General features: G+C 41.8%; 23 protein-coding genes and 1 tRNA gene. 6 read left to right on the top strand and 18 right to left on the bottom strand.

Annotated features, from left to right (window positions below):
• The first annotated feature begins 91 nt into the window (after window positions 1-91).
• The gene (locus WC743_RS26305) at window positions 92-496 is read left to right on the top strand and encodes an EVE domain-containing protein (protein WP_373016535.1); all 405 of its coding nucleotides are present in this window, start codon (window positions 92-94) and stop codon (window positions 494-496) included.
• A 38-nt stretch (window positions 497-534) separates the two neighbouring features.
• Here WC743_RS26305 and WC743_RS26300 read toward each other — a convergent pair whose 3' ends face one another.
• The 7 genes from WC743_RS26300 to WC743_RS26270 form a co-directional block, all read right to left on the bottom strand.
• A complete protein-coding gene (locus WC743_RS26300; protein WP_373016534.1) occupies window positions 535-1,062 on the bottom strand; it encodes an acyl-CoA thioesterase in 528 nt (175 codons plus the stop codon).
• Between the two features lie 73 nt (window positions 1,063-1,135).
• Window positions 1,136-1,273 (bottom strand): hypothetical protein, encoded by a 138-nt coding sequence (locus WC743_RS26295; protein ID WP_373016533.1) that lies wholly within the window; start codon window positions 1,271-1,273, stop codon window positions 1,136-1,138.
• Window positions 1,274-1,318: 45 nt separating this feature from the next.
• A complete protein-coding gene (locus WC743_RS26290; RefSeq protein ID WP_373016532.1) occupies window positions 1,319-2,578 on the bottom strand; it encodes a DUF5103 domain-containing protein in 1,260 nt (419 codons plus the stop codon).
• A 48-nt stretch (window positions 2,579-2,626) separates the two neighbouring features.
• Window positions 2,627-3,058, bottom strand: a complete 432-nt coding sequence (locus tag WC743_RS26285; protein WP_373016531.1) for a hypothetical protein — start codon at window positions 3,056-3,058, stop codon at window positions 2,627-2,629.
• 552 nt (window positions 3,059-3,610) lie between these two features.
• Window positions 3,611-4,006 (bottom strand): hypothetical protein, encoded by a 396-nt coding sequence (locus tag WC743_RS26280; RefSeq protein ID WP_373016530.1) that lies wholly within the window; start codon window positions 4,004-4,006, stop codon window positions 3,611-3,613.
• Between the two features lie 359 nt (window positions 4,007-4,365).
• Window positions 4,366-6,288, bottom strand: a complete 1,923-nt coding sequence (locus tag WC743_RS26275) for an ABC-F family ATP-binding cassette domain-containing protein (protein ID WP_373016529.1) — start codon at window positions 6,286-6,288, stop codon at window positions 4,366-4,368.
• A gap of 176 nt (window positions 6,289-6,464) precedes the next feature.
• Window positions 6,465-7,238, bottom strand: a complete 774-nt coding sequence (locus WC743_RS26270; protein WP_373016528.1) for an SGNH/GDSL hydrolase family protein — start codon at window positions 7,236-7,238, stop codon at window positions 6,465-6,467.
• A 96-nt stretch (window positions 7,239-7,334) separates the two neighbouring features.
• Between WC743_RS26270 and WC743_RS26265 the strand changes: the two genes are divergently transcribed.
• A complete protein-coding gene (locus WC743_RS26265) occupies window positions 7,335-8,375 on the top strand; it encodes a quinone-dependent dihydroorotate dehydrogenase (protein ID WP_373016527.1) in 1,041 nt (346 codons plus the stop codon).
• Between the two features lie 294 nt (window positions 8,376-8,669).
• On the opposite strand, the gene WC743_RS26260 is transcribed toward WC743_RS26265, so the two are convergent.
• The 3 genes from WC743_RS26260 to WC743_RS26250 all read right to left on the bottom strand — a co-directional run bounded on the left by WC743_RS26260 (window position 8,670) and on the right by WC743_RS26250 (window position 9,741).
• Window positions 8,670-8,843: a spore protein gene (locus tag WC743_RS26260; RefSeq protein ID WP_078347886.1), complete on the bottom strand. Its 174-nt coding sequence runs from the start codon at window positions 8,841-8,843 to the stop codon at window positions 8,670-8,672.
• 31 nt (window positions 8,844-8,874) lie between these two features.
• Window positions 8,875-8,945 (bottom strand) — tRNA-Cys (locus tag WC743_RS26255).
• Between the two features lie 46 nt (window positions 8,946-8,991).
• Complete coding sequence (locus WC743_RS26250; protein WP_373016526.1) at window positions 8,992-9,741, bottom strand: TrmH family RNA methyltransferase; 750 nt, start codon at window positions 9,739-9,741, stop codon at window positions 8,992-8,994.
• Between WC743_RS26250 and WC743_RS26245 the strand changes: the two genes are divergently transcribed.
• The gene (locus tag WC743_RS26245) at window positions 9,732-12,125 is read left to right on the top strand and encodes a BamA/TamA family outer membrane protein (RefSeq protein WP_373016525.1); all 2,394 of its coding nucleotides are present in this window, start codon (window positions 9,732-9,734) and stop codon (window positions 12,123-12,125) included. The two genes, WC743_RS26250 and WC743_RS26245, sit on opposite strands and share 10 nt — an antisense overlap.
• Before the next feature lie 92 nt (window positions 12,126-12,217).
• Here WC743_RS26245 and WC743_RS26240 read toward each other — a convergent pair whose 3' ends face one another.
• The 4 genes from WC743_RS26240 to WC743_RS26225 all read right to left on the bottom strand — a co-directional run bounded on the left by WC743_RS26240 (window position 12,218) and on the right by WC743_RS26225 (window position 15,945).
• On the bottom strand, window positions 12,218-12,760 hold the full coding sequence (locus tag WC743_RS26240; RefSeq protein ID WP_373016524.1) for a hypothetical protein: 543 nt from the start codon (window positions 12,758-12,760) through the stop codon (window positions 12,218-12,220).
• A 47-nt stretch (window positions 12,761-12,807) separates the two neighbouring features.
• Window positions 12,808-13,305, bottom strand: a complete 498-nt coding sequence (locus WC743_RS26235; RefSeq protein ID WP_373016523.1) for a TspO/MBR family protein — start codon at window positions 13,303-13,305, stop codon at window positions 12,808-12,810.
• A gap of 153 nt (window positions 13,306-13,458) precedes the next feature.
• Window positions 13,459-14,583: a 4-hydroxyphenylpyruvate dioxygenase gene (hppD, locus tag WC743_RS26230; protein ID WP_373016522.1), complete on the bottom strand. Its 1,125-nt coding sequence runs from the start codon at window positions 14,581-14,583 to the stop codon at window positions 13,459-13,461.
• 204 nt (window positions 14,584-14,787) lie between these two features.
• Complete coding sequence (locus WC743_RS26225; RefSeq protein WP_373016521.1) at window positions 14,788-15,945, bottom strand: homogentisate 1,2-dioxygenase; 1,158 nt, start codon at window positions 15,943-15,945, stop codon at window positions 14,788-14,790.
• A gap of 434 nt (window positions 15,946-16,379) precedes the next feature.
• On the opposite strand from WC743_RS26225, the gene WC743_RS26220 reads away from it, so the two are divergent.
• The 3 genes from WC743_RS26220 to WC743_RS26210 all read left to right on the top strand — a co-directional run bounded on the left by WC743_RS26220 (window position 16,380) and on the right by WC743_RS26210 (window position 19,211).
• Entirely contained in the window at window positions 16,380-17,375 is a 996-nt protein-coding gene (locus WC743_RS26220) for a fumarylacetoacetate hydrolase family protein (RefSeq protein ID WP_373016520.1), read from the top strand.
• 107 nt (window positions 17,376-17,482) lie between these two features.
• On the top strand, window positions 17,483-18,370 hold the full coding sequence (locus WC743_RS26215) for a flavin reductase family protein (RefSeq protein ID WP_373016519.1): 888 nt from the start codon (window positions 17,483-17,485) through the stop codon (window positions 18,368-18,370).
• Between the two features lie 115 nt (window positions 18,371-18,485).
• Window positions 18,486-19,211 carry a DUF3891 family protein gene (locus tag WC743_RS26210; protein ID WP_373016518.1) on the top strand — a complete coding sequence of 242 codons (726 nt, stop codon included), beginning with the start codon at window positions 18,486-18,488 and terminating at the stop codon, window positions 19,209-19,211.
• 41 nt (window positions 19,212-19,252) lie between these two features.
• Here the strand turns inward: WC743_RS26210 and WC743_RS26205 are convergent, their stop codons facing one another.
• From WC743_RS26205 to WC743_RS26190, 4 genes are read right to left on the bottom strand one after another with little or no spacing between them, the layout of a single operon-like run.
• Entirely contained in the window at window positions 19,253-19,999 is a 747-nt protein-coding gene (locus tag WC743_RS26205) for a LytR/AlgR family response regulator transcription factor (RefSeq protein ID WP_373016517.1), read from the bottom strand.
• A complete protein-coding gene (locus WC743_RS26200) occupies window positions 19,996-21,030 on the bottom strand; it encodes a sensor histidine kinase (protein ID WP_373016516.1) in 1,035 nt (344 codons plus the stop codon). Before WC743_RS26200 ends, WC743_RS26205 begins: the two co-directional genes overlap by 4 nt.
• A gap of 53 nt (window positions 21,031-21,083) precedes the next feature.
• Window positions 21,084-21,419 (bottom strand): DUF4288 domain-containing protein, encoded by a 336-nt coding sequence (locus tag WC743_RS26195; protein ID WP_373016515.1) that lies wholly within the window; start codon window positions 21,417-21,419, stop codon window positions 21,084-21,086.
• 39 nt (window positions 21,420-21,458) lie between these two features.
• On the bottom strand, window positions 21,459-22,280 hold the full coding sequence (locus WC743_RS26190; RefSeq protein WP_373016514.1) for a LiaI-LiaF-like domain-containing protein: 822 nt from the start codon (window positions 22,278-22,280) through the stop codon (window positions 21,459-21,461).
• Between the last annotated feature and the right edge of the window lie 121 nt (window positions 22,281-22,401).

Below are 22,401 nucleotides of genomic sequence, written 5' to 3'. Positions count from 1 at the left end.
AAAGAGATATAAAATAACTTAGCATATAAGTTAATGCTATTTCCATTCTCCATGCTTTTTCTCATTTTTGCGGCATCATAAGCAAATTACTATGAATCATTGGTTAGTTAAGAGTGAGCCCGTAAAATATAGCTGGGAAAAATTCAATAAAGAGGGCCGTACCTTTTGGGATGGTGTGCGAAATTACCAGGCACGCAACAATCTTAAACTGATGAAAAAGGGCGACCTGGTAATGTGGTACCATAGTAACGAGGGTAAAGAAGTTGTAGGCATTGCCCGTGTAGCAAAAGAATTTTATCAGGACCCAACTACCGAAGATCCTAACTGGGTAGTGGTTGACCTTGAACCGGTACAAAGCCTGAAGAACCCTGTAACTTTAGAAAAAATAAAAGCAGATGAACGCCTGAAAGACGTTGGCCTTGTAAGGCAGGGGCGCCTGTCTGTAATGGCATTAAAGCGCGAAGAGTTTGACAGGATAGTTGAGCTGGGGAGCTAAAAAGATCCGGATAGATACAGTTACACACTAAAAGAAAATTACTTACCGCTTTGAGCAGCAAAAAACAGCGCTTTAAGTTCTGTAGCGTCATCAGGTTTCATTCTGCCACCCAATATTAGTCTTAGCTGCCTGCGGCGTAACGCGCCTTCATATAATTCAATCTCCGCATCGGTTTGGGGTAACAGGGGAGGTACAGGTATCTTATTGCCATCCTGATCAAGCGCTACAAAGGTATAGTAAGCCTCGTTGCTTTTATTCCGGGTGCCCGAGGGTATGTTTTCTGCAAATACATCCATCCTCACTTCAACAGAAGTGGTGAATGCACGGGTTACTTTAGCTTCAATAGTAATTACATCGCCCAGTTTTATAGGGTGATGGAATGATACATTATCAACAGATGCGGTTACCACTACACGGTTACAGTGTTTTTGTGCCGATATAGCCGCGGCAATATCCATCCAGTGCAACAGGCGCCCGCCCATTAAATTATTAAAAGTGTTGGTATCATTGGGTAATACCAGCTCGTTCATTATGGTATATGATTCTTTGGGCGCTTTTCCGTTCATGTATCAGTTTTTATGCAAAGATAAGTTTTAGGCCGATACTATCGGCCCGAAAATGCCCTTAACCCCAAATGGCTTATTTTTTGGCCATAGCCTCTTTGGTGGCCTTGCCGTCTTTGATGCCAATTTTCATAATATCCTTACCAAACTGATAAAGTAAAAAGCTTGCCATTATTATAGCTGCTGATGATATGCGTTTTGCGTTTTTGCTCATGGTTTATATAAGATAATTTTGTTTAGTAAATGTTACACATGGGGGCTATTGCCTCGCGGTATTCAGCAGGCTATAACCTACCAGTTCTTCCCAGCGCGAACCCGGCGGCCGGTAATAAACCAGTAACTGGTACTCGTTCTCGGTTTCAAAATAATTGCCCTCTAACAGGGTATCATCAGCCTTGCGGGTGGCGTTGCTTACCCATACATACTGGTAATCATAAACGCCCTGCTTTAAAAATAGGTGGGTATAAAACCTGCCACGCGTGTCAAACTCCATCCGGCTGCGTTCATCAAGTTTATAATCGTTAAACTGGCCTACAATGTAGGGAGTGCCGTCAGTTTCAGACCGGTTGGTTGCAAAGCTAAAGTATACGTGTGCATAATCTGCATCGGTACGCGGGTCGTGGCCATCCTGGTTCAGTACAAAAAATTTGCCGTCGTTATCATACAGTAAAGTATAGTTAGGCAGGTTGCGGGACGGGTCGCCCAATAGCATTACGGTGTTGGCGGTATCTTTATAGATCTTAGCTACACGTTCAGAATTAAGTTTTAACGTACGGGTATCAAAATGCCTGAACTCGTTACGGCCTGCAAAATCGTTAATATTAACATCGTTATAAACCAGCTGACTGCCGCGGATATAAGTTGGCACGGTATTCATCTTGCCGGTTTCGGGCCGCGCATTTTGCATCACAAACACGCGGATATCGGTATTGGGGTTTTGCACCTGCAGGCCCGAGTACTGTACCGTAAAGTTAACCTTTTGATTGGTGCGCCTTGCCGAAACATTATTTGACGCGGTGATACTGGCCGCTACAGATACCTTTTGATTTACCACATACAACCTTCTGGTCAGGATCATTTTTGTTTGATCGCCATCCTCATAAACCTTTAGGATGTAGTTGCCCGGTAACTTGGGGGCTATATTGCGGTTGGGGATCTTAATTTCGTAATGGGTATATTTTTGGAACGTGCCCGATGAATAAGTATAATCAAAAATGCGGTCGTCGGTAAAGGACTGCAGGTATTCGGCGGGCGAAAGGCGCGACGAGTTCCAGTTGGCATCGCAATGCTCAATGGTGTAATAAATGGTTTTACTGCCGCCGCCCAGGTCATCAAACCCTAAAACAACCTGGTCGTTTGTATTTAAAGCGATAATAGGGAAGGATGCTTGTTTGGAAGTGTTGTAAAACTCAACACTTTTTATTTCGTGCCTGAAAACGTTATTGGTATAGGGAGTTTGGGCAAAGGTTACTGTGCAGGTTAAAAGAGCAAATATTAAAAGATAAATGACTTTTTTCATTATCACAATAATACCAAAAAACGCTGTGATGCTAAATTTATTTAAATGCTAAGGAGCAACATCCTCGGACTTTTTTTGGCGTAATTGAAAATAGATAAGAATCACAGATAAGGCTAAGAATACGAAGCCAGAGACAAAACTGAAGATTGCAGCATTGTCGTTTTGAAAATTATGACAAAGAAGTGCAAATGCAAGTAATAAGGCGATAATTGAAATTAGCCTTAAGCGATTCGACTTTCTGAAAATGGATATCACTAATAAGATCTGGCCGATAAGAGAAATAAAAGCAACGGCTAATAAAGAGTTATCGTAGGTACAGTTGAAACCGATGCAAAAATTATAATCGTTATAGCTGTGTACAGTTGCAAATAAAATAGCCTCAAATAAAATAAGTGGCCCTGCACCGTGTCCGGCGCCAATAAGTATCAGGCAGTTGGTTATTAAAACCCAGTAAGTAAGTGTTTTGAATTGATAAGGCATTTGTTAGCGTAATTCAAAGTTAAAATAATTATCAGTGTCTTGCTGAGTTATTTCAATGTATTGTGCAATATAGTCGATAGGAGAATCTGTTAGCTTATCCTGAGGGGGCCCGAAATAAATTCAAGATGACCAGTATGAAGATTATAGTAGTCGGGATAATATAAAAAGTTGAATAACTAATTGCTAATCAATAGATTTACAACCCAAGTGGGAGGTTCGGCCCCGGCCCGGATTATATCAAAATACGACAATATGAAACAACAAATTAAATGCCCTAATTGCAATAGCTATAAGGTGGTTACGGAGGATAAACAATTCAGGATTGGTATACCTATTATATTTATAGTACTAACTATAGGCCTGCTAATCGCCGCTATAATGAGCAACAATCCAGCTGCTCTATATTTATTAGCATTCATTACTGGATGTGTTGTATTTGTGAGTTCTCTAAAATTGCGGGATATCAACTTTAAAGAAAAGCAATGTGTTGCCTGTCATTACAGATGGGAATAAAAAAGGGATTGCGTTTAAGGGCACAGTAATATCCGTTGTTCACTCTGGCATATGGGTGAGATCCATGTCATCCAGCATCTTTTCGGCCTCTGATTTATAGGTAAGCAACTCTTCAATTTTGATAACGTTTTGCTTGTATTGATAATATGCGACTTGAAGAAGTTCCCAGGCATTTTTATAATTATTACCCTTAATGCCAATAATATAAGCGGCAAAAGATATAACAGTCCAGCAGACAAGAAAAGAAACGAATAGCAATATTAGTTTAAAAGTAACGGAGTCATTCAGAAGTATATAGGTAGAAAGGGAGATGGCTAACAGGACAAAGGTAATGCCCAGGCTAACAAATATGATATGAAGCCTTCGCGCAACTTTTGGATATTTGTTTAACGCAAATTCAACCTCTTCTTCAATTTCCTTTACTGATCGATCCATAAAGGAAAATTAGCTATAAACTTATAGTAATAGCTGCTAAACGGGTATCATATTGATATACATATTTTGGTGAATTTTCACAGATCCTGGTACATATATGAGAATTTATTGGAACAGGGCAGAAATTTAATCTTTCCTCAATGTCGCTTGGCGGCTGTTTAAACAAAATTATGTCACTGCCGGGAGTGAAACGACGAAGCGATCTCGTAGCCAGTGCATTACCGTTTAGCATGCGACGAGATCTATTAATAACCGCGGCCGGAGGCCTTATAATAGTTGCCACTCGGCTGGAGCCGAGCGGCTGCGGAGGTTGGTTTAATAGCCACCCGGCTGGGGCCGGGCGGCATATTATATGGATATTACGCTTCCAGTTCCATTATCTGGTCGGCAAGGGCTTCCCATTTTTGTTGGATGCCACCCAGTTCCATTTTCTTGAGCTGATAGTTGTTGTTTATCTGCTTAAGCTTTTCGGCTTGGTTGAATATTTTTTCATCAGCCAGTTGCGCTTCCAGTTGCTTAATTTCTTTTTCAAGCTCGGTAACGGTGGCTTCAATTTTTGTAAGGTCCTGGTTAAGCTTTTTAAGCTGTTGTGTTTTATTGTCGTTTGGCTGTTGCTTAACAGGTTCCGGCTTTTTCTCTTCCTTTTTTGGCTGAGGGGTAGGTGCAACTACTTTAGGGTCTAACTTACGTTTAGCATTCCACTCATCATACTCGGCGTAAGTGCCAGGGTATTGTTTTATTTTTTGGTCCTCAATAAACCAAATTTTGTTGGCCACATTATCAAGGAAGTACCTATCGTGCGATACTACTATCACCGTACCTTCGTACTGTTGTAAGGCCTGTATCAATATATTAACCGAAGCCATATCCAGGTGATTGGTAGGCTCATCCAGTACCAGGAAGTTAGCATCGGCAGTTAAGGCTTTTGCAAGCGCCACACGCGATTTTTCACCACCCGATAGTACTTTTATCTTCTTAAACACGTCATCGCCGGTAAACAGGAACGATCCTAATATAGAGCGCAGCTCAGTGTCGGTATGCCTTGGGGCGAAAGATTGCAGTTCCTGTAATATCTGATGTTCTAAATGCAAGCTTTCTAACTGGTGCTGGGCAAAGAAAGTTTGTGTAACGTTATGTCCTGTAACCGCTGTGCCTTCATACTCTTTATCGGCACCGGCTACAATACGCAGCAGGGTTGATTTACCTTTACCGTTGGCACCTATCAGGGCTATTTTGTCGCCTTTTTCAATAATCGCTTCAGCATCATCTAAAATATCAATTGCAGGATATTTTTTGGTGATGTGCTCCAAGGTGGTTACGTGGCGACCAGATTGCTTGCTGAAACGGAAGCTAAAGTTAACTTCAGGGTTCTCATCATCAACATCATCAACACGCTCCATTTTATCGAGCATTTTTATACGGGACTGTGCCATTTTTGCTTTAGAAGCTTTGGCACGGAAACGCTCAATTAAACGCTCTTCCTGTTTTATTTTTGATTGCTGGTTTTTAAACTCGCCGCGCTGAATTTCGGCACGAAGCGCTTTCTCTTCCAGGTAGAAGGTGTAGTTACCCGCATAAACGTTCAATTTTCCCTTGCGCGATTCAACCGTGCGGTTAATTACCTTATCCAAAAACCACCTATCGTGCGATACGATGATGATAGCGCCGTTAAAGGCTTTCAGATAATCTTCCAGCCACTGAATCGATGGCAAGTCAAGGTGGTTGGTAGGCTCATCCAGCAATAGAATATCTGGTGCCTGTAAAAGTATCTTGGCCAGCATTACACGCATGCGCCATCCACCACTAAAGGTGCTTAGCTTGCGTTCGCAATCAGCTTCGCTGAAACCTAAACCCGCTAAAATTTCGTGTGCTTTGTATTCAATATTGTAACCGTCAAGCAGTTCAAACTCATGTTGTTTGTCGCTTAGCTTATGTAAAAGGTCTTCGGTATAATCTGTTTCCAGTTTTTTAAGCAGTACCTCTATCTCGTCATGCAATTGGTTTTGGCGCTCAAAGGCCTCCATGGCAACATGTACAATGCTTTTGTCTGATGAGTACGACAACAGATCCTGATTAAGGTAGCCCATGGTAAGGTCCTTAGCCATTGATATAGTGCCCGATGTTGGCTTATAATCACCTACGATGATCTTTAAAAGGGTAGTTTTACCGGTACCGTTTGCGCCAATAAGGCCAATTTTTTCTCCCGGTTTTATATGCCAGTTAGCTTCATCATACAGGGCCCGTGCACCAATCTCGAACGTAAGGTTATTTATAGCGATCATTTGGCCGCAAAGATACGGTTTTACGGGGAGAAAAATAAAGGACGATTAGATTTAGGATGTTATGACCACCCGGAAAAAAGATAAATGACATAAAGATTAAGGATTTAAGAACCAAAGGTTTGTGCCTTTATGTATCTGTCCTTAATCTTTTGTCTGCTCGCCTTTTGTCTAACAACCTATCCTTTCACCGTTTCCAGCCAGCCTTTTGCCATTAATTTTTCGCCGGCAACGCTTGGGTGTACACCGTCAAGTGTCCAGTAGCTGGCACTGCCGCCGCTTTCCATAGCCTTTTCAAATATACTTTGGTACGGAATGAAGGGGGCGTTGTACTGCTCCGCAATGTCTTTGGCTGCTTTCCTGAACAGGTCAAAAGTTGGGTACCATGCATCACTAACAGACCGTGTGCCTTTTAACGCGAAAGGTTCGCCAATAATAAATTTTACGCCCGGCAATGCTTTTTGTGTACGATCAAGCAAAGCTTTGTAATCGGCTATGTAGTTATCAATGGTGCCTTTGTAGCCGTTGGTAAGCGTATGCCAAAAATCGTTCACACCAATATGGATACTTACAATAGTGGGTTTAAGGGCTATGCAATCGGTATCCCAGCGCTCTGCCAGTTGATAAACTTTATTGCCGCTAACGCCCCGGTTGTAGATCTGCAGGTTTTTGTTGGCATGTTTCATTAGCAATTCGCTGGCGGCTAAAATTGTATAGCCGGTTCCTAACATGCTGGTTGTATTGGGGGTGGTGGCTTTATGGTCGCGGCCCCAGTCGGTAATGGAATCGCCCTGAAAAAGAATAATATCGTTATCGTTTAATGGTGTCCTTTTAGCTGAAGCCGATGTACCTGCTGCCGCAGATACAATTTGTGGAATGCTTAATGTAGCAACGGTGCCGATTGTAGCGGTTTTTATAAAATTACGACGTGAGTTTTGGATCAAATTATTCATAAAAAAGCGTAGAAGTAATAGTTATTGGTTGCCAACTAAATTACAATATTATTGATGATGTTAATCTTAAAAATTAAAAAACGGTAAATTCGCGGCATGTATCAATTGCTTAAACCTCTGTTGTTCCTGTTCGATCCGGAAAATGTGCATCATTTTGTAACCCGAAATTTAAAACGGTTTAACCGTTTTCCCGGTGGCGCGTTATTAAGCAAAACAATTTGGGGTTTGGATGATCATCGCCTGGAGAAGGAAGTTTTTGGACTGAAATTTAAAAATCCGGTTGGTTTAGCTGCTGGTTTTGATAAAAATGCAGAGCTGATAAGTGAAATGGGGGCATTGGGTTTTGGCTTTGTAGAAGTGGGTACCGTAACACCTTTGCCGCAACCGGGCAACCCTAAGCCCCGGATGTTTCGCCTGCCGGCAGATGGCGCGCTTATTAACCGGATGGGCTTTAATAATTTAGGGGTTGATATTGCTGCCGAGCGCATTGCCGCTTATCGCAAGGGTTTAAAACCGGGGCAAACCGCTTTGATCATTGGCGGCAATATTGGCAAAAATAAGGTAACGCCCAACGAGGATGCCGTGAGCGATTACATTAAATGCTTTGACAGGTTATTTGATGTGGTTGATTATTTTGTGGTGAATGTAAGCTCGCCCAATACGCCCGGCCTGCGCGAGCTGCAGGAAAAGGAGCCATTGATGCATATTTTAAACACCCTGCAGCAACGCAATAATAAAAATAACATAAGCAGGCCCATCCTGCTAAAGATAGCACCAGACCTAACCAATGAGCAGTTGAATGATATTGCCGATATTGTTAAACAAACCGGCATAGCGGGTATAATTGCCACAAATACAACTATTAGTCGCGAGGGGTTAACATCGGCGCATAAAGAAGAAACCGGCGGATTAAGTGGTAAACCGTTAACCAGGCGCTCAACCGAGGTGATCAGTTATCTGCATAAGGCATCGGGCGGGGCGTTCCCAATTATTGGTGTGGGTGGGATCCATTCGGCAGATGATGCGATGGAAAAACTACAGGCCGGTGCATCGCTGGTGCAATTGTACACCGGTTTTATTTACGAAGGGCCGGGGCTGATAAAGCGGATAAACAAGAGGCTACTGAACCGGGATTAATCAGATTTTTAGGATTTCAAGGATTTTTTAATGTAGAGACACAATATTTTGTGTCTCTGATCATATATGTGGATATGCAATAAGACACAAAATATTGTGTCTCTACGGGGTATTTCACCAGGATTAATCAGATTTTCAGGATTTTTAACGTAGAGACGCAATATTTTGCGTCTCTGATTATATATAATTAATAGGAGACACAAGATATTGTGTCTCTACGAAGAGGATAAAACACAACAAAAAAGGCATACCGATATATCAGTATGCCTTTTTAATTTCTTTAAAAAAGAAGAATTATTTACCTGCAGCAATAGCTAAAACAGCATTGTTCTTTGCTATCTGGCTATCTTTTTTCTCTGCAGAACGGCTGCCTAATTCAATGTTGGTAGCTAATTTTAAAAACTGTACTTCCAAACGTGAAAAAGTTTTGTTTCTTCTATCTTTTCTTTTTAAACGAGTAACGCCCATGATCTTTTTTATTTAAATGTTTTTAACCTTGAGGTCGGGAGCGGATTCGAACCGCTGTAGGAGGTTTTGCAGACCTCTGCCTAGCCACTCGGCCACCCGACCAATTTTAAGGATTGCAAAAATAACAATTATTTATTGCCAATCAATTTTATTTGTATGATTTTCCAACAGCTTCTGAACAAAATATGGCGGTAGCTATGGCAACGTTCAATGATTCGGCATTACCTATACGTGGTATGGTAACCGCTTTAGTTACCAATTGCTGTATAGAAGGCCTTATTCCGTTGCCCTCGTTACCCATAACTATCAGTCCCTCAAAGCCAAAATTGTTGGTGTAAATATTTTCGCCGTTTAACAAAGCGCCGTATACAGGCAGGTTAATGTGGCTTATAAAATCATCCAGATCTGTGTAAGTAATATTTATCCGTGCCAGCGAACCCATGGTTGCCTGCACTACTTTTGGGTTATATGCATCAACAGAATCTTCAGAACAAATGATATTTGTGATGCCAAACCAGTCGGCTGTGCGTATTATTGTGCCCATATTGCCGGGGTCCTGCACGCCATCTAACACTAATGAGAATTTATTTTTAAGATTTACATGGTTTAAACCCGGCCATTGCGGTATATTAACCGAAGCAATTGCGTCGGCAGGGTTTTTTAAACCACTTATTTTTTGCAATTCGCTTAATGAAATTTCTTGAAAGTTTATTTTTTGGGATAATTTAAGCAATTTTGGGGCGATGTCGGGCGTATGGTATACGGTGTGGATATGATAGTGAGAATCAACAAATTCACAAATAGATTTATATCCCTCAACCAGAAATAAACCATGTTCCCTGCGAAACTTTTTATGTTGTAAGGACGTTAGTAAACTGATCTGAGATTTTGAAAGCATATTATATACCCGGGTATTTCCGTCTTGCAATATTAAGTATTTTGGTGGTTATAATTATTTCCGGCTGTGGCATCACGCGCGGCGTAAAGGATAACCAGGCATTAGTGCGCAAAATTACTTTAAAGGGCATTGATAAGGATTTTTCTGAAGCTGCCATTAACTATGTTGATAAAGAGCAGCAGCCTAATAACTGGCTTAACCTGCAGTTTTACTACCTGTTTAGTAAAAAAGGGAAAAAAAATATTGGTGAGGCCCCGGCTTTATTAGATAGCAACCTGGTAGAGTTTTCGCGCCTGCAGATACAAAAATTCCTGCAAAATAAGGGCTACTTAAAAGCTAAGGTTTCTGATTCTATCATCGTAAAAAAGAAAAAAGCCGAATTAGTATTTACTGCTGTTGAAGGGCCAATGTTCAGGATACGGAACTTTAAGGATAGTATTTATGACCCCAAAGTAAAAGAACTATACAGGGCAACTCGCAAAAACTACTCGCACGTTAACAAGGGAGGGCGCTTTGATACCGATAGCCTTGCCTATGACCGCGATCAGTTTTACCTGATAATGAAGCAGAATGGGTATTTTGATTTTTACAGGCAGTACATTAATTATTTGCCCGATTCCAGCTATAACAAAAGCGTGGTAGACATAGCCATGACCATTGATAACCCTGTAGATAAACCCGCACACCCGGTTTATACTATTAACAATACACTTATTACTATTTCAAAAAGTAACGGGCGTACAGATGGTAAAGCCGATACCATACAGGTTGATTCGCAGTTTAGATTTGTAGATTTTTCTGGCAGGTTTAAGCCTCATACGGTAACCGATTACGTTTTTCAAAAGAAAGGCCAGCTCTATGATCTGGATAAGCAAACTTTAACTACCAGCCGCTTATCAGAGCTTAACGTGTTCCGTAATGTACCCAGCCCGGTTTACGAAAAGCTATCAGATAGTACCAACCGCTTAAATACCAAAATTGATATAGTTCCGCTTAAAAAAATGTCAGACAGGGTGGAAGCCGAATTCCTGTTTAACGGGGGGCGATACGGGTATAACCTGGGCAATACTTTTACCAATAGAAACTTGTTTAAAGAGGCCGCTATTTTACAGGTTAAACTTAACTGGAGCGTTTTATTTGATAATGGCGACAATGGTGTTGCCGGTGGCGGCGCAGGCATACAAAACCAGGATTTTAAAACAGGTGTAAGCCTAATCTATCCGCGGATAATATCGCCGTTTAATTTTCCTAACCTGGCTAAATTTGGTGTACCGCATACAACGTTCGCATCCAGTTTTCAGCTATTTTACCAAAAAGGGTTAGTGGAGCGTAAAAGCTTTATTAACTCCATTACCTATGATTTTTTTGAAACAGGCAGAAAACAGCATTCTTTAACGCCTATTAATATTGAGTTTTCAAGCGGTGTTATTGACCCGATAGCCCGTAAAGCGTTGTTAGATAGTAACCGTTACTCATACGTTTACTTAATTGGGCGTACCACATTTACATCGGGAAGCCAATATACATTCCAGTATAATGCCAATGAGTTAAACTCGTATAAAAACTTTATCTATTTTAGAGGGAGCCTTGATATTGGTGGTAACGCGCTCAACGCGTTAACTAAAATTTTAAACACCCCAAAAGATACATTAGGGCAGCGTACCGTATTTGGTTACACATTTGCCCAGTATGTAAAAACAGAGCTGGACTATCGCCTGTATCGTAGTTTTGGTGGCGAGCGCCAGTTTATATTTAGGTTTAACCCTGGTATCGGTATCCCGTATGGCAACAGCACACAATTGATATTTGAGAAAAACTTTTATACAGGCGGTGCCAATGATATAAGGGCCTGGCTACCCCGTACCCTTGGCCCCGGGCAATTTAACCGTGCCAGCTACGGTGTTGATTATACACAGCGCAGCCGTTTAAAATACCTTGACCAATTTGGCGAAATAAAGTTAGTAGCCAATGCCGAGTACAGGTATAAACTGGCCGATAACTTTTTTGGGGCAAAATTAAAAGGCGCTCTTTTTATGGATGCCGGTAACGTATGGCGTTTACACAAACAAATTGAAAACCCTAACGGCGAGTTTAGGTTTAATAACGTACTGCAATCTACCGCTATTGGTATAGGTACAGGTTTAAGATTTGACTTGAGCTTTTTTGTTTTCAGGCTGGATGCTGCCTTTAAGTTTAAAGATCCGCAGTTTAATGGATCAGACCAATGGGTGTTTATCAAACACTTCAATGAGTTATTTAAAGCCGGTGATTTTAAACGCGCATACATCCAGGCAAACAGCACAGGTGTAGATAAAAACGGCAAATTTGTAGGAGATAGCTACAACTTTATGCAGCTTAACTTTGGCATAGGCCTGCCGTTTTAATTTTGATTTAGTGATTTGTTGAATTAGTGATCTTAAAACAATGATCATGCTCAAGCATTCCGCTTTAAACTTTAAACTTTAAACTTTAAACTTTAAACTTTCGAGAATATTCCCTTCAACCCATCAATTATACTTTGGAAAAACGTGGGGATACTTAAGCCGCTATGGTGGTTAAAATACAGGAATATACAGAAGATGATAATTGCTATAATGATAAACCTTTTAAACAAATAGCCTAATAATATCAACCCCAGGGGGATGGAGATCAAAAGTATCCAGCTTATTTTTACAGGGGTAAGTTTGCTATCGTGCCTGTAAATGTAATAGAGCATGGAGTGTGTGCCCAGGTCGTTATTATGGCGGGCATATATAAAGCTCGATTTATCCAGCTTGTGCCTGTAAAACGCGGTGCCTTTATCAAAGGTCAATTCCTCACTAAAACCGTTCATGCTAAAGGTGAAAATGCCGTTTACATTTTCCTGTATGTTGCCGGCAGTATCGGTAGCAACTACGGCTATCTCGTTCTTAGCAAAGGGGTTTTCTTTAATTACAAAATGATTTATGTTTATAGTGTCTGCAGATGCAAAACCAATTACGAAAAATACCAGGCAGCAGGTAAATAATATTTTTTTCATTTTTTATTAGGGCACGTAATATTAACGTGCATAAAAATACTATTTTTCTACTTGTTAAGTATATAAATACTCAGGTTAAGTAAAGTTGCAAAGCTTACCCATAACAGATAGGGTACCAGCAGCCACGCCGCGGCTTTGCTGAATAGCCCAAACCAGTTAATGTTTAAAATAATTGCCACCAGTAATGATATAATAATAACAAGCCCGTCAAAAATCTCGTGCATGCCAAAAAAAACTATCGACCATGAAAAGTTAAGCAGCAATTGTACAATATAAATAATTACGGCTGTTTTATACATTGCAGACCCATCACGCAGTTTCCAAACCAGGTAGGCGGCAATAGCTATTAAAACGTAAATAACTATCCATACAGGCGCAAAAAGCCAGTTGGGAGGGTTGAAAGATGGTTTGTGTAAAGTAGTGTACCAGCCTTGGATTTGGGGCCGGGTGAAAATTGAGGCAGTATATGCTATGCTCAGTGTAATTAATATGCTGATAATTAGCGGTATAGATTGAAATTTTGCACCTGTAAGGTTGGTTTTCATGGCTTAGATATAAACCTATTTATTCCTAAAATGTTTAAAACTAAGATATAATCGTTTACTAAAAGTAACAAAAAAGCCGGACAATTTTTTGCCCGGCGTTATATTAAGAAAATTATTATCTTAAATTGAAAATTAAATCAATCCCCCAATTCGTTAAAGGTTCCCTCTTAACTCCTGTTCGCGTTCAATTGCTTCAAACAGGGCTTTAAAATTACCGGCGCCAAATGATTTTGCACCCTTGCGCTGTATTATCTCGAAAAACAATGTAGGGCGGTCTTCAATTGGTTTAGTGAAAATCTGAAGCAGGTAACCCTCATCATCACGATCAACCAGGATGCCCAGTTTTTTTAACGGTTCCAGGTCTTCATCAATATGGCCAACCCGGTTTGTAAGCTCATCATAATATGTGGTTGGTACAGTTAAAAACTCAACGCCGCGGCTTTGCAGGTCGGTTACTGTTTTAACAATATCATCAGTAGCCAGGGCCATATGCTGCACGCCCTCGCCTTCATAAAATTCCAGGTATTCTTCAATCTGGCTTTTCTTTTTACCTTCCGCAGGCTCGTTTATAGGGAACTTAACGTAACCATTACCATTGCTCATCACCTTACTCATAAGAGCGGAGTACTCTGTCGAGATCATTTTATCATCAAACGTAAGTATGTTACGGAAACCCATAATATCCTCATAAAAATTAACCCATTGGTTCATTTTATGCCAGCCTACATTGCCTACGCAATGGTCAACATACAGCAAGCCTGCAACAGGAGGGTGATAGTTGGTTTGCATGCTTTTGTATCCCGGTAAAAACGGACCGCTATAATTTTTACGTTCGATGAATAAGTGTACGGTTTCGCCATAAAGCTTAATACCGCTGGTACGTACTTCGCCAAACTCATCTGTAATAGTTTGCGGCTGCTGAAAAGCCTCGGCACCACGTGAGGTGGTTTGCTTAAAGGCATCGTAAGCATCATCAACCCCAAGGGCCAGTACTTTTACACCATCGCCATGCTTTTTAATATGCTCGGCAATAGGATGATCAGAGTGAAGGGGGGTGGTAAGCACCAGGCGAATTTTGCCCTGTTGTAAAACGTATGACGCACGGTCGCGCACGCCTGTTTCCGGCCCGGCATAAGCCAGGTCCTGAAAACCGAAAGCGGTTTTATAGTAGTGGGCGGCCTGCTTGGCATTACCCACATAAAATTCAACATAATCTGTACCGTTGAGCGGTAAAAAGTCTGTTGTGGTTGGTTCTTTATCTAATGTTAGTGTTTCCATTGTTAATTAGTTGGCCTCACCCCGACCCTCTCCAAAGGAGAGGGAGGAAGAGACGGGTTTGTTATTTTTTAAAGCCCTCTCCTTTGGAGAGGGTTGGGTGGTTAATTAATTGGCCTCATCCCGGCCCTCTCCAAAGGAGAGGGAGGAAGAGACGGGTTTGTTATTTTTTAAAGCCCTCTCCTTTGGAGAGGGTTGGGTGAGGCTTTAAATAACCCAACTTTTATAATAATTCTCGTCCTCAATACTTATCGCGTCTTCCGTTAACATCAGCGGGCGGAAAGGGTCAATCATTACGGCCAGCTCATCAGTAAATTCCTTGCCTATAGATTTCTCTACCGTGCCGGGCGCAGGGCCGTGCGGTATACCACCGGGATGCAGTGTTATTTGTCCTTTTACCACGCTTTTACGGCTCATAAAGTCGCCATCCACATAATACAATACTTCGTCACTATCAACATTGCTGTGGTTGTAAGGGGCAGGGATTGATAGCGGGTGATAATCAAACTTACGCGGCACAAATGAGCAAACCACAAAATTGTTGCCTTCAAAGGTTTGGTGTACAGGCGGCGGTTGGTGCAGCCTGCCGGTTATCGGTTCAAAATCATGTATCGAAAACGCCCATGGGTAATGGAACCCGTCCCAGCCAATAAAATCAAAAGGATGGGTACCATAGGTATATGGATATATAAGTCCTTGCTTTTTGATCAGGATCTTAAAATCACCTTTTTTGTCGTTAGTTTCTAAATCTGTAGGGCGTTTAATATCACGCTCACAATAGGGCGAATGCTCCATTAACTGCCCGTACTCATTACGGTAGCGTTTTGGTGGGCGTATCGGACTAAAGCTTTCAATAATGAACAGGCGGTTATCGGGCGTGTCAAATTCCAGCTGGTAAATGGTTCCGCGTGGAATAACCACGTAATCGCCGTATTTAAATTTTATTTTACCGAACCCGGTTTTTAAAGTACCCGAGCCTACGTGGATAAAAATTACCTCGTCGGCCTGGCTGTTCTTATAAAAATAATCAGTCATGGATTTGCGTGGGGCAGCCAGCGAGATATGCAGATCGCTGTTCACCAAAACCGGTTTTCGGCTTTGCAGATAATCATCAATCGGGTCAATTTTAAAACCAATAAGGCTGGTATGCTTCAAGTGTTTTTCGCGGGCTATTTTTGGCTCAACAGAATACGGCTCGCCCAGTTCTTTTACAATTGTAGGCGGGTAAGCATGGTAAACCAATGAATATAAACTTGAAAAACCTTCGGTTGATACCAGTTCTTCGGCATATAAAGTGCCATCGGGCTTACGGAATTGCGTATGCCGCTTAGGCGGGATACTCCCTAATGTATGGTAAATAGGCATGATTAGTTAATTGGTTTATTTAAAACGTTTAAATAGTTACAAAGGTTTTATAGACGTTGTAAAGATTAGAGTAGTTGAAATAGTTTTAAACGTTAAACCTTTTAACCTTTACAACTTTTATAACCCTTACAACCTAAATAACCTAACTAAAATTGCGCTAAAATGGTCTTGGCGAGTACAGCATCCCTAAAAGAAGAAGCATCACTCATTGAAGTAAGGCCAAGGGAAAAATAAAATTGCTTTTTAATACTCATAACTGGTATTCAAAATTACGCTATATGAAATTAATATGCAAGCATAATAATTGTGATTGTAGAATGATTGATTTGGAGAGCAGTTACATGGTTGGCTAATTAAAACCAATAACCTAATCAACTGTTCACCAATCAACCAAAATAACTACTTTTGGTTTCCATTTAAACCATTTACAGCTTATGAAATTAGTATCCTACAAAACCGAAGACCGGGAGCATTTGGGCGTATACATAAACGGGCACATTTACAACCTCAACTCATGCGATAAACTAATACCCGATAACATGAACGAATTTTTATGGGGTGGCGATGAATTGATGGATCATGCCAAGAAAGTTGACGAAGCCATCCGCAGGGGTAGAATGGATGCTAAAGAAGAGCTGTTTTTTGAGATGATGGCACCCGTGCCGCATCCAACTTCATGCAGGGATGGGTACGCTTTTAGGCAGCATGTGGCCGCCGCACGCCGCAATCGTAAAGTAGATATGATAGCCGAGTTTGACCAATACCCTATATTTTACTTTACCAACCACAACGCTATACAAGGTGCAGGCGAAATTGAGTGTATGCCCGATCATTTCCAGAAGCTTGATTTTGAACTGGAAGTAGCTGTAGTGCTCAATAAAAAAGGCCGCAATATTAGGGCGGCAGATGCTGATAGCTATATAGCCGGTTATATGATAATGAATGATATGAGCGCACGCACCCTGCAAATGGAAGAAATGCTGCTCAACCTTGGCCCAGCTAAGGGGAAGGATTTTTCGACTGTTATTGGCCCGTGGCTGGTTACGCCTGATGAGTTGGAGCCGTATAAAACATCGGCAAAAGAAGGCCACACCGGTAACGCTTATAGTTTGGAGATGAAATGTACAGTGAATGGTAAACAGGTAAGCAGCGGCAATATGGCCGATATGGACTGGACCTTTGCCGAGATCATAGAACGCTGCGCTTATGGCTGCGATGTACTGCCGGGCGATGTAATAGGCTCTGGCACGGTTGGCACAGGCTGTTTCCTGGAGCTTAATGGTACCGGCTTATTAAATGATCCAAACTATCAGCCCCAATGGCTGCAACCCAATGACCTGGTTGAAATGGAAATAACCGGACTAGGCATGTTAGGGAATATAATTAAGAAGAGTAAGGATGATTTTTCAATTTTAGGATTGAAGAAATAAAAATAATAAGAACGTCATTGCGAGGAACGAAGCAATCCCCGACAGAAATGTAGGCTACCTGCTTGTCGAAGATTGCTTCGTTCCTCGCAATGACGCGTAGAGACAACATGCTAACCCTCAATATAAAAGACCTCTCGCCATTTCAAATACAATCCTACCTCAATCATGCGGTGGCGCCAAGGCCTATTTGCCTGGCTTCAACCATAGATGCAGGCGGAAATGTAAACCTGAGCCCGTTTAGTTTTTTTAATGTGTTTAGCGTAAACCCGCCGGTGTGTGTGTTCTCGCCATCGCGCAGGGTGAGGGACAATACTACCAAGCACACGCTGGAAAATATACGGCAGGTGCCGGAATGTGTTATCAATATTGTGAATTATGATATGGTGCAGCAGGTGTCGTTATCCAGTGTGGAGTATCCTTTGGGTGTTAACGAATTTATTAAATCGGGGCTAACCGAGCTGCCATCTGAGTTGGTTAAACCGCCCCGTGTTGCCGAAGCGCCTGTTCAGTTTGAGTGTGTGGTAAATGAGATAATAAGCCTGGGCAACACACCCGGAGCAGGTAATTTGGTGATAGCCGAAATAAAGCTGATCCATATTAATGAAGATATTTTAAATGCTGCCGGATTGATAGACCAGGAAAAGATAGACCTTGTGGCCCGCCTGGGCGGCGACTGGTATTGTCGTGTAACCGCCGATAACCTGTTTAAAGTGGCCAAGCCTGTAAGCACCATTGGTATTGGGGTTGATGCTATCCCTTATAATATCCGTAACTCTAAAGTACTTACCGGGAATAATCTTGGGCAGTTGGGTAATGTAGAAGTATTACCAACTGATGATGCTATTGAAGCTTATGCGCAAAGCGATGAAATAAAAGAGCTGTTTGATGCCACCATTGGCGATAGCCAAACCCGCGAATTGCAGCTGCATTTAAAGGCTAAGCAATTGTTGGATGAGGGTTTGGTTGATGATGCGTGGAAGGTGTTGTTGATTTAATTACTGCCATAAAGGAGACACAAAATGTTGTGTCTCTACAATCACACCCGTAGAGACGCAATATTTTGCGTCTCTTGTTTAAACAATTTCAAGCCTCAATCATTTTACCTCTGTAATGATTGTGAACTATACAGAACAAGGGTGGGAGATTATTATGCAACGGGCACATGGCCTGCTTGCTGCCCAGGTTGCTGTGCAATGGCGTAAAAAGGACCGCCCCAACAGATGGGTAGAAACACTCATCGCCATTGCCGACCACGACGACGCCCAAACCGAATTACAGGCTGATGACCTGCTCACTCCGCAAGGCGGCCCGGTTGATTTTAAGATGAAACGGTTTGACCCTGAGCATTGCCAAAGGTTGTATGATTTTTCGATCTCAAAAAGCAGGTACATTGCTTTGCTTGCTTCAATGCACATGGTGTTTTTGTACACCCGGGAAACGGAAACCAACCCGCAGGTGAAACCCTTTTTAGCCGAACAGGCCAAACTACAGGCCCAATGGCGCAAGCAATTAAAAATTACCCGGAAAGAAGCTGATAAAATTTATGGTTTTATGGAATGGTGCGATGCCTTTTCTTTGCTGCTTGCCCAGCATGAGATACAACCCGAGGGCCGCCTGATTGAAGTTAGCCAGGGGCCGGATAAAAGGCAATATAAGCTAATGCAGAGCAAGAATGGTCCGCTTACCGTTAAACCCTGGCCGTTTGAGCGGAAAAGCTTTGCCTTAAACATTGAAACAAGGTTATTACCGACTCTGCAATTTAAAAGCTGTGATCAGTTCAAGAAAGAATTAGCAGAAGCTGAGGTAGTGGAAAAGAGTTGGCGAATAGAGAAATAAGATCGTCTTAAAACGAGACACAAAATATTGTGTCTCATTACTTAAATCCCTAATACCTGTTTTAACTTCACATACCCTGTTTTGCTTACCGGGATCTTAGCACCCGATTTAAGAATAGCCAGGTGACTGTCCTTCTCATACGGATCTAAACGGGTTATTTGCTGTATAGCGATGATGTAAGAGCGGTGCACGCGCACAAAGTGCCGTGGGTCAAGCGTTTTCTCGAAGAAAGCCATGGTCTTGTTTTTCAGGAAGGCGCCTTCGGCGGTTATAACGCTTACATAGTCGTCATCGGCCTGCAGGTATTCTACATCCTGTACGGCAATAATTTTTACTTTGGTGCCGGTTTTTACCACAATACGCTCGTTTTGTCCCGGCGATTGTGCTGCCTCTTCTAACAACGGGTTGGTTTTGGTTACCGGGGTGGGGCCGGCAGGGGCCTGGGCTAATAGTTTCTCTATAGCTTTATTAAAGCGTTCTTTACTAAAGGGTTTTAAAAGGTAATCAACCGCATGGGCTTCAAAAGCTTTTATGGCATATTCGTCAAATGCGGTGGCAAATATTACTGCCGGTGGGTTATCCACCAGTTCAAGCATTTCAAAGCCGTTTATTTTTGGCATTTGCACATCCAGGAATATCAGATCCGGCTGGTGCTGCTGTATGGCTTTAAGGCCTTCAAAGCCGTCGCCGCATTCCTGCAAAACCTCTATTAAAGGGAATGCCTGTAAATATTCTTGTACAACCATACGGGCCAGAGGCTCGTCGTCAATAATTAAAGCGCTGATCATAACTGCGGTATTTTTATTATGGTTGTAAATATATTATCATTTGCGTGAGTTTCCATCAAATCATTTCGCGCAAATATCAAATAAAGCCGGCGTTGTACACCGCTTAAGCCAAAACCTGTGCCTTTACGCGGGCGCGATGTTTTAGGATCATAAGGGTTTTGAATCATGATGACAAGATATTGGTCCTCCGTTTCGGCACGGATGCTTACGGTAACCTCGCCAGTGGTATCATATAAACCAAATTTAATGGCGTTCTCTACCAATGGCTGTAATAATAACGATGGCAATAAAGCTTCGCCACAGGTATCGTCACAGCTTATTTCTGTTTGCAGGCGATGGCCAAACCTTACCTTCTCAATCTCCAGGTATAAATTCAAATGTGATAACTCATCAGTAAGCGGAACCAAAAGCTGATCGTCTTTCTTTAATGTGCCGCGTAAAAAATCTGATAACTGGTGGATCATCTTGCGTGCTTCATCGGGCTTAAAGCCTATAAGCGCGTTAATAGAATTTAAGCTGTTGAATAAAAAGTGGGGTTGCAGCTGCTGGCGCAGATTATAAAGCTCAGCATCGCGGGCCAGTTTTTCGGCCTCGGTTTTGCGTTGCTCGGTTTTTTTATGATCGAGCTGGGAATACCATAGGGCGCTGATCATGGCCATCCATCCAATAGCTAAAAAAACAGTAAAGTACCGTATGGTAAGCGACTGGCTAAGGAAGTTGTTATAAACCACCCCTAGGTTAAATAATGGCAGTAAGTACCGGCACCCGGCTACACAGGCGGCGGCTAAAGCACCACACCATATCAATAAATAAACATAGCTTTCTTTATCGGGCTGGTAATAGCGCAGGTTGTTGTTAATGAGCCAGCACGCGCCCGAGAGTAGTAAAGCGCTCAGGGTGCTGTCAGTAACCGCAATAAACCATACAAAGCCAAAGCTATGTATAATGTATGCCTGCAGGCTGGCCCAAACCAACCCGCATATGGCAAAGGCCCCAATTAATTTTGATTGCGATATTTGTGCTCCAGCCAAAGCGTTTTATTTATTGTTAGGTTATATTAGGTTTTATATAGGTTTTGTCAGGTTTAGTTCTTTACCCCCAACAGGGCGCTTTTATGATGTGCCCATGCTATATAAAGATCAGGGTCTTGCGCTTCGTGTATGTTATAATATAGTTCGGTACCATCACTAAGATCGCTTAAAACATTAAGTTCGGCAACATCAATAAATTGCCATTTAACAGTTTGTTTTTGTACGTTAATAAAGCTATCCTGGTTAGAATGACCTATCATGCTTGCCTTTTCAAAGGCCTGTATTTCGCTATCAGCATTTATGAGGCGCAATTGCTCATCAAATTGGGCATTATGGTCTCCCGTACCACTTATCACCCTAAAAACTAATTTTGCTACGTACCAGTTCATAAAATATATTTTTATTGATTGATAATTGTTTGGATAGAATTAATAGCTGCGGATATCAACACCTGCAAACAGGGATACACCTTTAAGTACTAATACTTTATTGTGGTTAACAGCCTGCGGGTTTTTAATACGCTTATCATCAACGCCGGCAAATATGGCTGCCAGATCTGGCACTACATGCCAGTTAGCCGGAACGATTATTTTGGTGCCGCCAAATAACTGGGTAATATCAATCACCACGCGGCCGTTTATATCTGCCTGGGTAAAATCGAGTTCGGTGCCGCCAAAAATGTTGGTAATGTCGCCACCCCTGAAATTTTTAGAGAAGATAGTTTTATTTACCCCGCCAAATACGGCTGTAGCATTTAAAATATCATCATCAGAATGCGGGGGCACGCCACCGGTTATGGGTTCAACAGGAGGAACATTGGTTGAAGTATATTCGGCCTCAACATAATCACCTACCGGTTTATCAACAGGGCTTGCCTGGTATTTTTTATCCCAGTAATTGTTGTTTGCTAGCTGGTTTTCGCGGTTCTTTCTTAGTATTATCCACAAACCAAATGCAATTATCAATATTGGCCACATTATGCCGCCTACATCAAAGTTGGTTTCCCGGTCAAGCAAAAAGCCTACTCCTAATATCACCAGTATAAACCATACGGGTTTGCGCCAGTTGTGTTTGGCACCGGTATAAAGGCCCCAAACTATAAGCCACATTGGCCAGCTAAAGATCCAATTAGGGAAAAAGAAAAAATCGAATTGTTTTATAAGTAGTAGTCCGCCTACTACCAATAAGATAACCCCGGCTATAACTTTGCCCTGCGGGGTTTTGGTTGGTTCATCTATATTGTTGGACATGGTATCTTAATTTTAATCTTACCCAAAACTAATGTAAGATTACACATATGCAAATGTATAATTGGCAATATGATTAAAGAAGTCGGTAAGGATGGATAAATTGTCGGTGAAAAAGTTGCTA

Origin of the sequence: Mucilaginibacter sp. (assembly GCF_041660805.1) — a bacterium.
Lineage (GTDB): Bacteria > Bacteroidota > Bacteroidia > Sphingobacteriales > Sphingobacteriaceae > Mucilaginibacter.
This window is presented reverse-complemented; position numbering and strand designations above follow the sequence as displayed.

What these genes read in the sequence shown, in the direction of transcription:
- WC743_RS26305 (WP_373016535.1), top strand. Translation starts at nt 92, where the DNA reads ATGAATCATTGGTTAGTTAAGAGTGAGCCCGTAAAATATAGCTGGGAA.
- WC743_RS26210 (WP_373016518.1), top strand. Translation starts at nt 18,486, where the DNA reads ATGATTGTGAACTATACAGAACAAGGGTGGGAGATTATTATGCAACGG.
- WC743_RS26195 (WP_373016515.1), bottom strand. Translation starts at nt 21,419, where the DNA reads ATGAACTGGTACGTAGCAAAATTAGTTTTTAGGGTGATAAGTGGTACG.
- WC743_RS26235 (WP_373016523.1), bottom strand. Translation starts at nt 13,305, where the DNA reads ATGAAAACCAACCTTACAGGTGCAAAATTTCAATCTATACCGCTAATT.
- WC743_RS26215 (WP_373016519.1), top strand. Translation starts at nt 17,483, where the DNA reads ATGCTAACCCTCAATATAAAAGACCTCTCGCCATTTCAAATACAATCC.
- WC743_RS26220 (WP_373016520.1), top strand. Translation starts at nt 16,380, where the DNA reads ATGAAATTAGTATCCTACAAAACCGAAGACCGGGAGCATTTGGGCGTA.
- WC743_RS26240 (WP_373016524.1), bottom strand. Translation starts at nt 12,760, where the DNA reads ATGAAAAAAATATTATTTACCTGCTGCCTGGTATTTTTCGTAATTGGT.
- WC743_RS26290 (WP_373016532.1), bottom strand. Translation starts at nt 2,578, where the DNA reads ATGAAAAAAGTCATTTATCTTTTAATATTTGCTCTTTTAACCTGCACA.
- WC743_RS26190 (WP_373016514.1), bottom strand. Translation starts at nt 22,280, where the DNA reads ATGTCCAACAATATAGATGAACCAACCAAAACCCCGCAGGGCAAAGTT.
- WC743_RS26205 (WP_373016517.1), bottom strand. Translation starts at nt 19,999, where the DNA reads ATGATCAGCGCTTTAATTATTGACGACGAGCCTCTGGCCCGTATGGTT.
- WC743_RS26250 (WP_373016526.1), bottom strand. Translation starts at nt 9,741, where the DNA reads ATGCTTTCAAAATCTCAGATCAGTTTACTAACGTCCTTACAACATAAA.
- WC743_RS26275 (WP_373016529.1), bottom strand. Translation starts at nt 6,288, where the DNA reads ATGATCGCTATAAATAACCTTACGTTCGAGATTGGTGCACGGGCCCTG.
- hppD (WP_373016522.1), bottom strand. Translation starts at nt 14,583, where the DNA reads ATGGAAACACTAACATTAGATAAAGAACCAACCACAACAGACTTTTTA.
- WC743_RS26285 (WP_373016531.1), bottom strand. Translation starts at nt 3,058, where the DNA reads ATGCCTTATCAATTCAAAACACTTACTTACTGGGTTTTAATAACCAAC.
- WC743_RS26260 (WP_078347886.1), bottom strand. Translation starts at nt 8,843, where the DNA reads ATGGGCGTTACTCGTTTAAAAAGAAAAGATAGAAGAAACAAAACTTTT.
- WC743_RS26300 (WP_373016534.1), bottom strand. Translation starts at nt 1,062, where the DNA reads ATGAACGGAAAAGCGCCCAAAGAATCATATACCATAATGAACGAGCTG.
- WC743_RS26295 (WP_373016533.1), bottom strand. Translation starts at nt 1,273, where the DNA reads ATGAGCAAAAACGCAAAACGCATATCATCAGCAGCTATAATAATGGCA.
- WC743_RS26265 (WP_373016527.1), top strand. Translation starts at nt 7,335, where the DNA reads ATGTATCAATTGCTTAAACCTCTGTTGTTCCTGTTCGATCCGGAAAAT.
- WC743_RS26225 (WP_373016521.1), bottom strand. Translation starts at nt 15,945, where the DNA reads ATGCCTATTTACCATACATTAGGGAGTATCCCGCCTAAGCGGCATACG.
- WC743_RS26280 (WP_373016530.1), bottom strand. Translation starts at nt 4,006, where the DNA reads ATGGATCGATCAGTAAAGGAAATTGAAGAAGAGGTTGAATTTGCGTTA.
- WC743_RS26270 (WP_373016528.1), bottom strand. Translation starts at nt 7,238, where the DNA reads ATGAATAATTTGATCCAAAACTCACGTCGTAATTTTATAAAAACCGCT.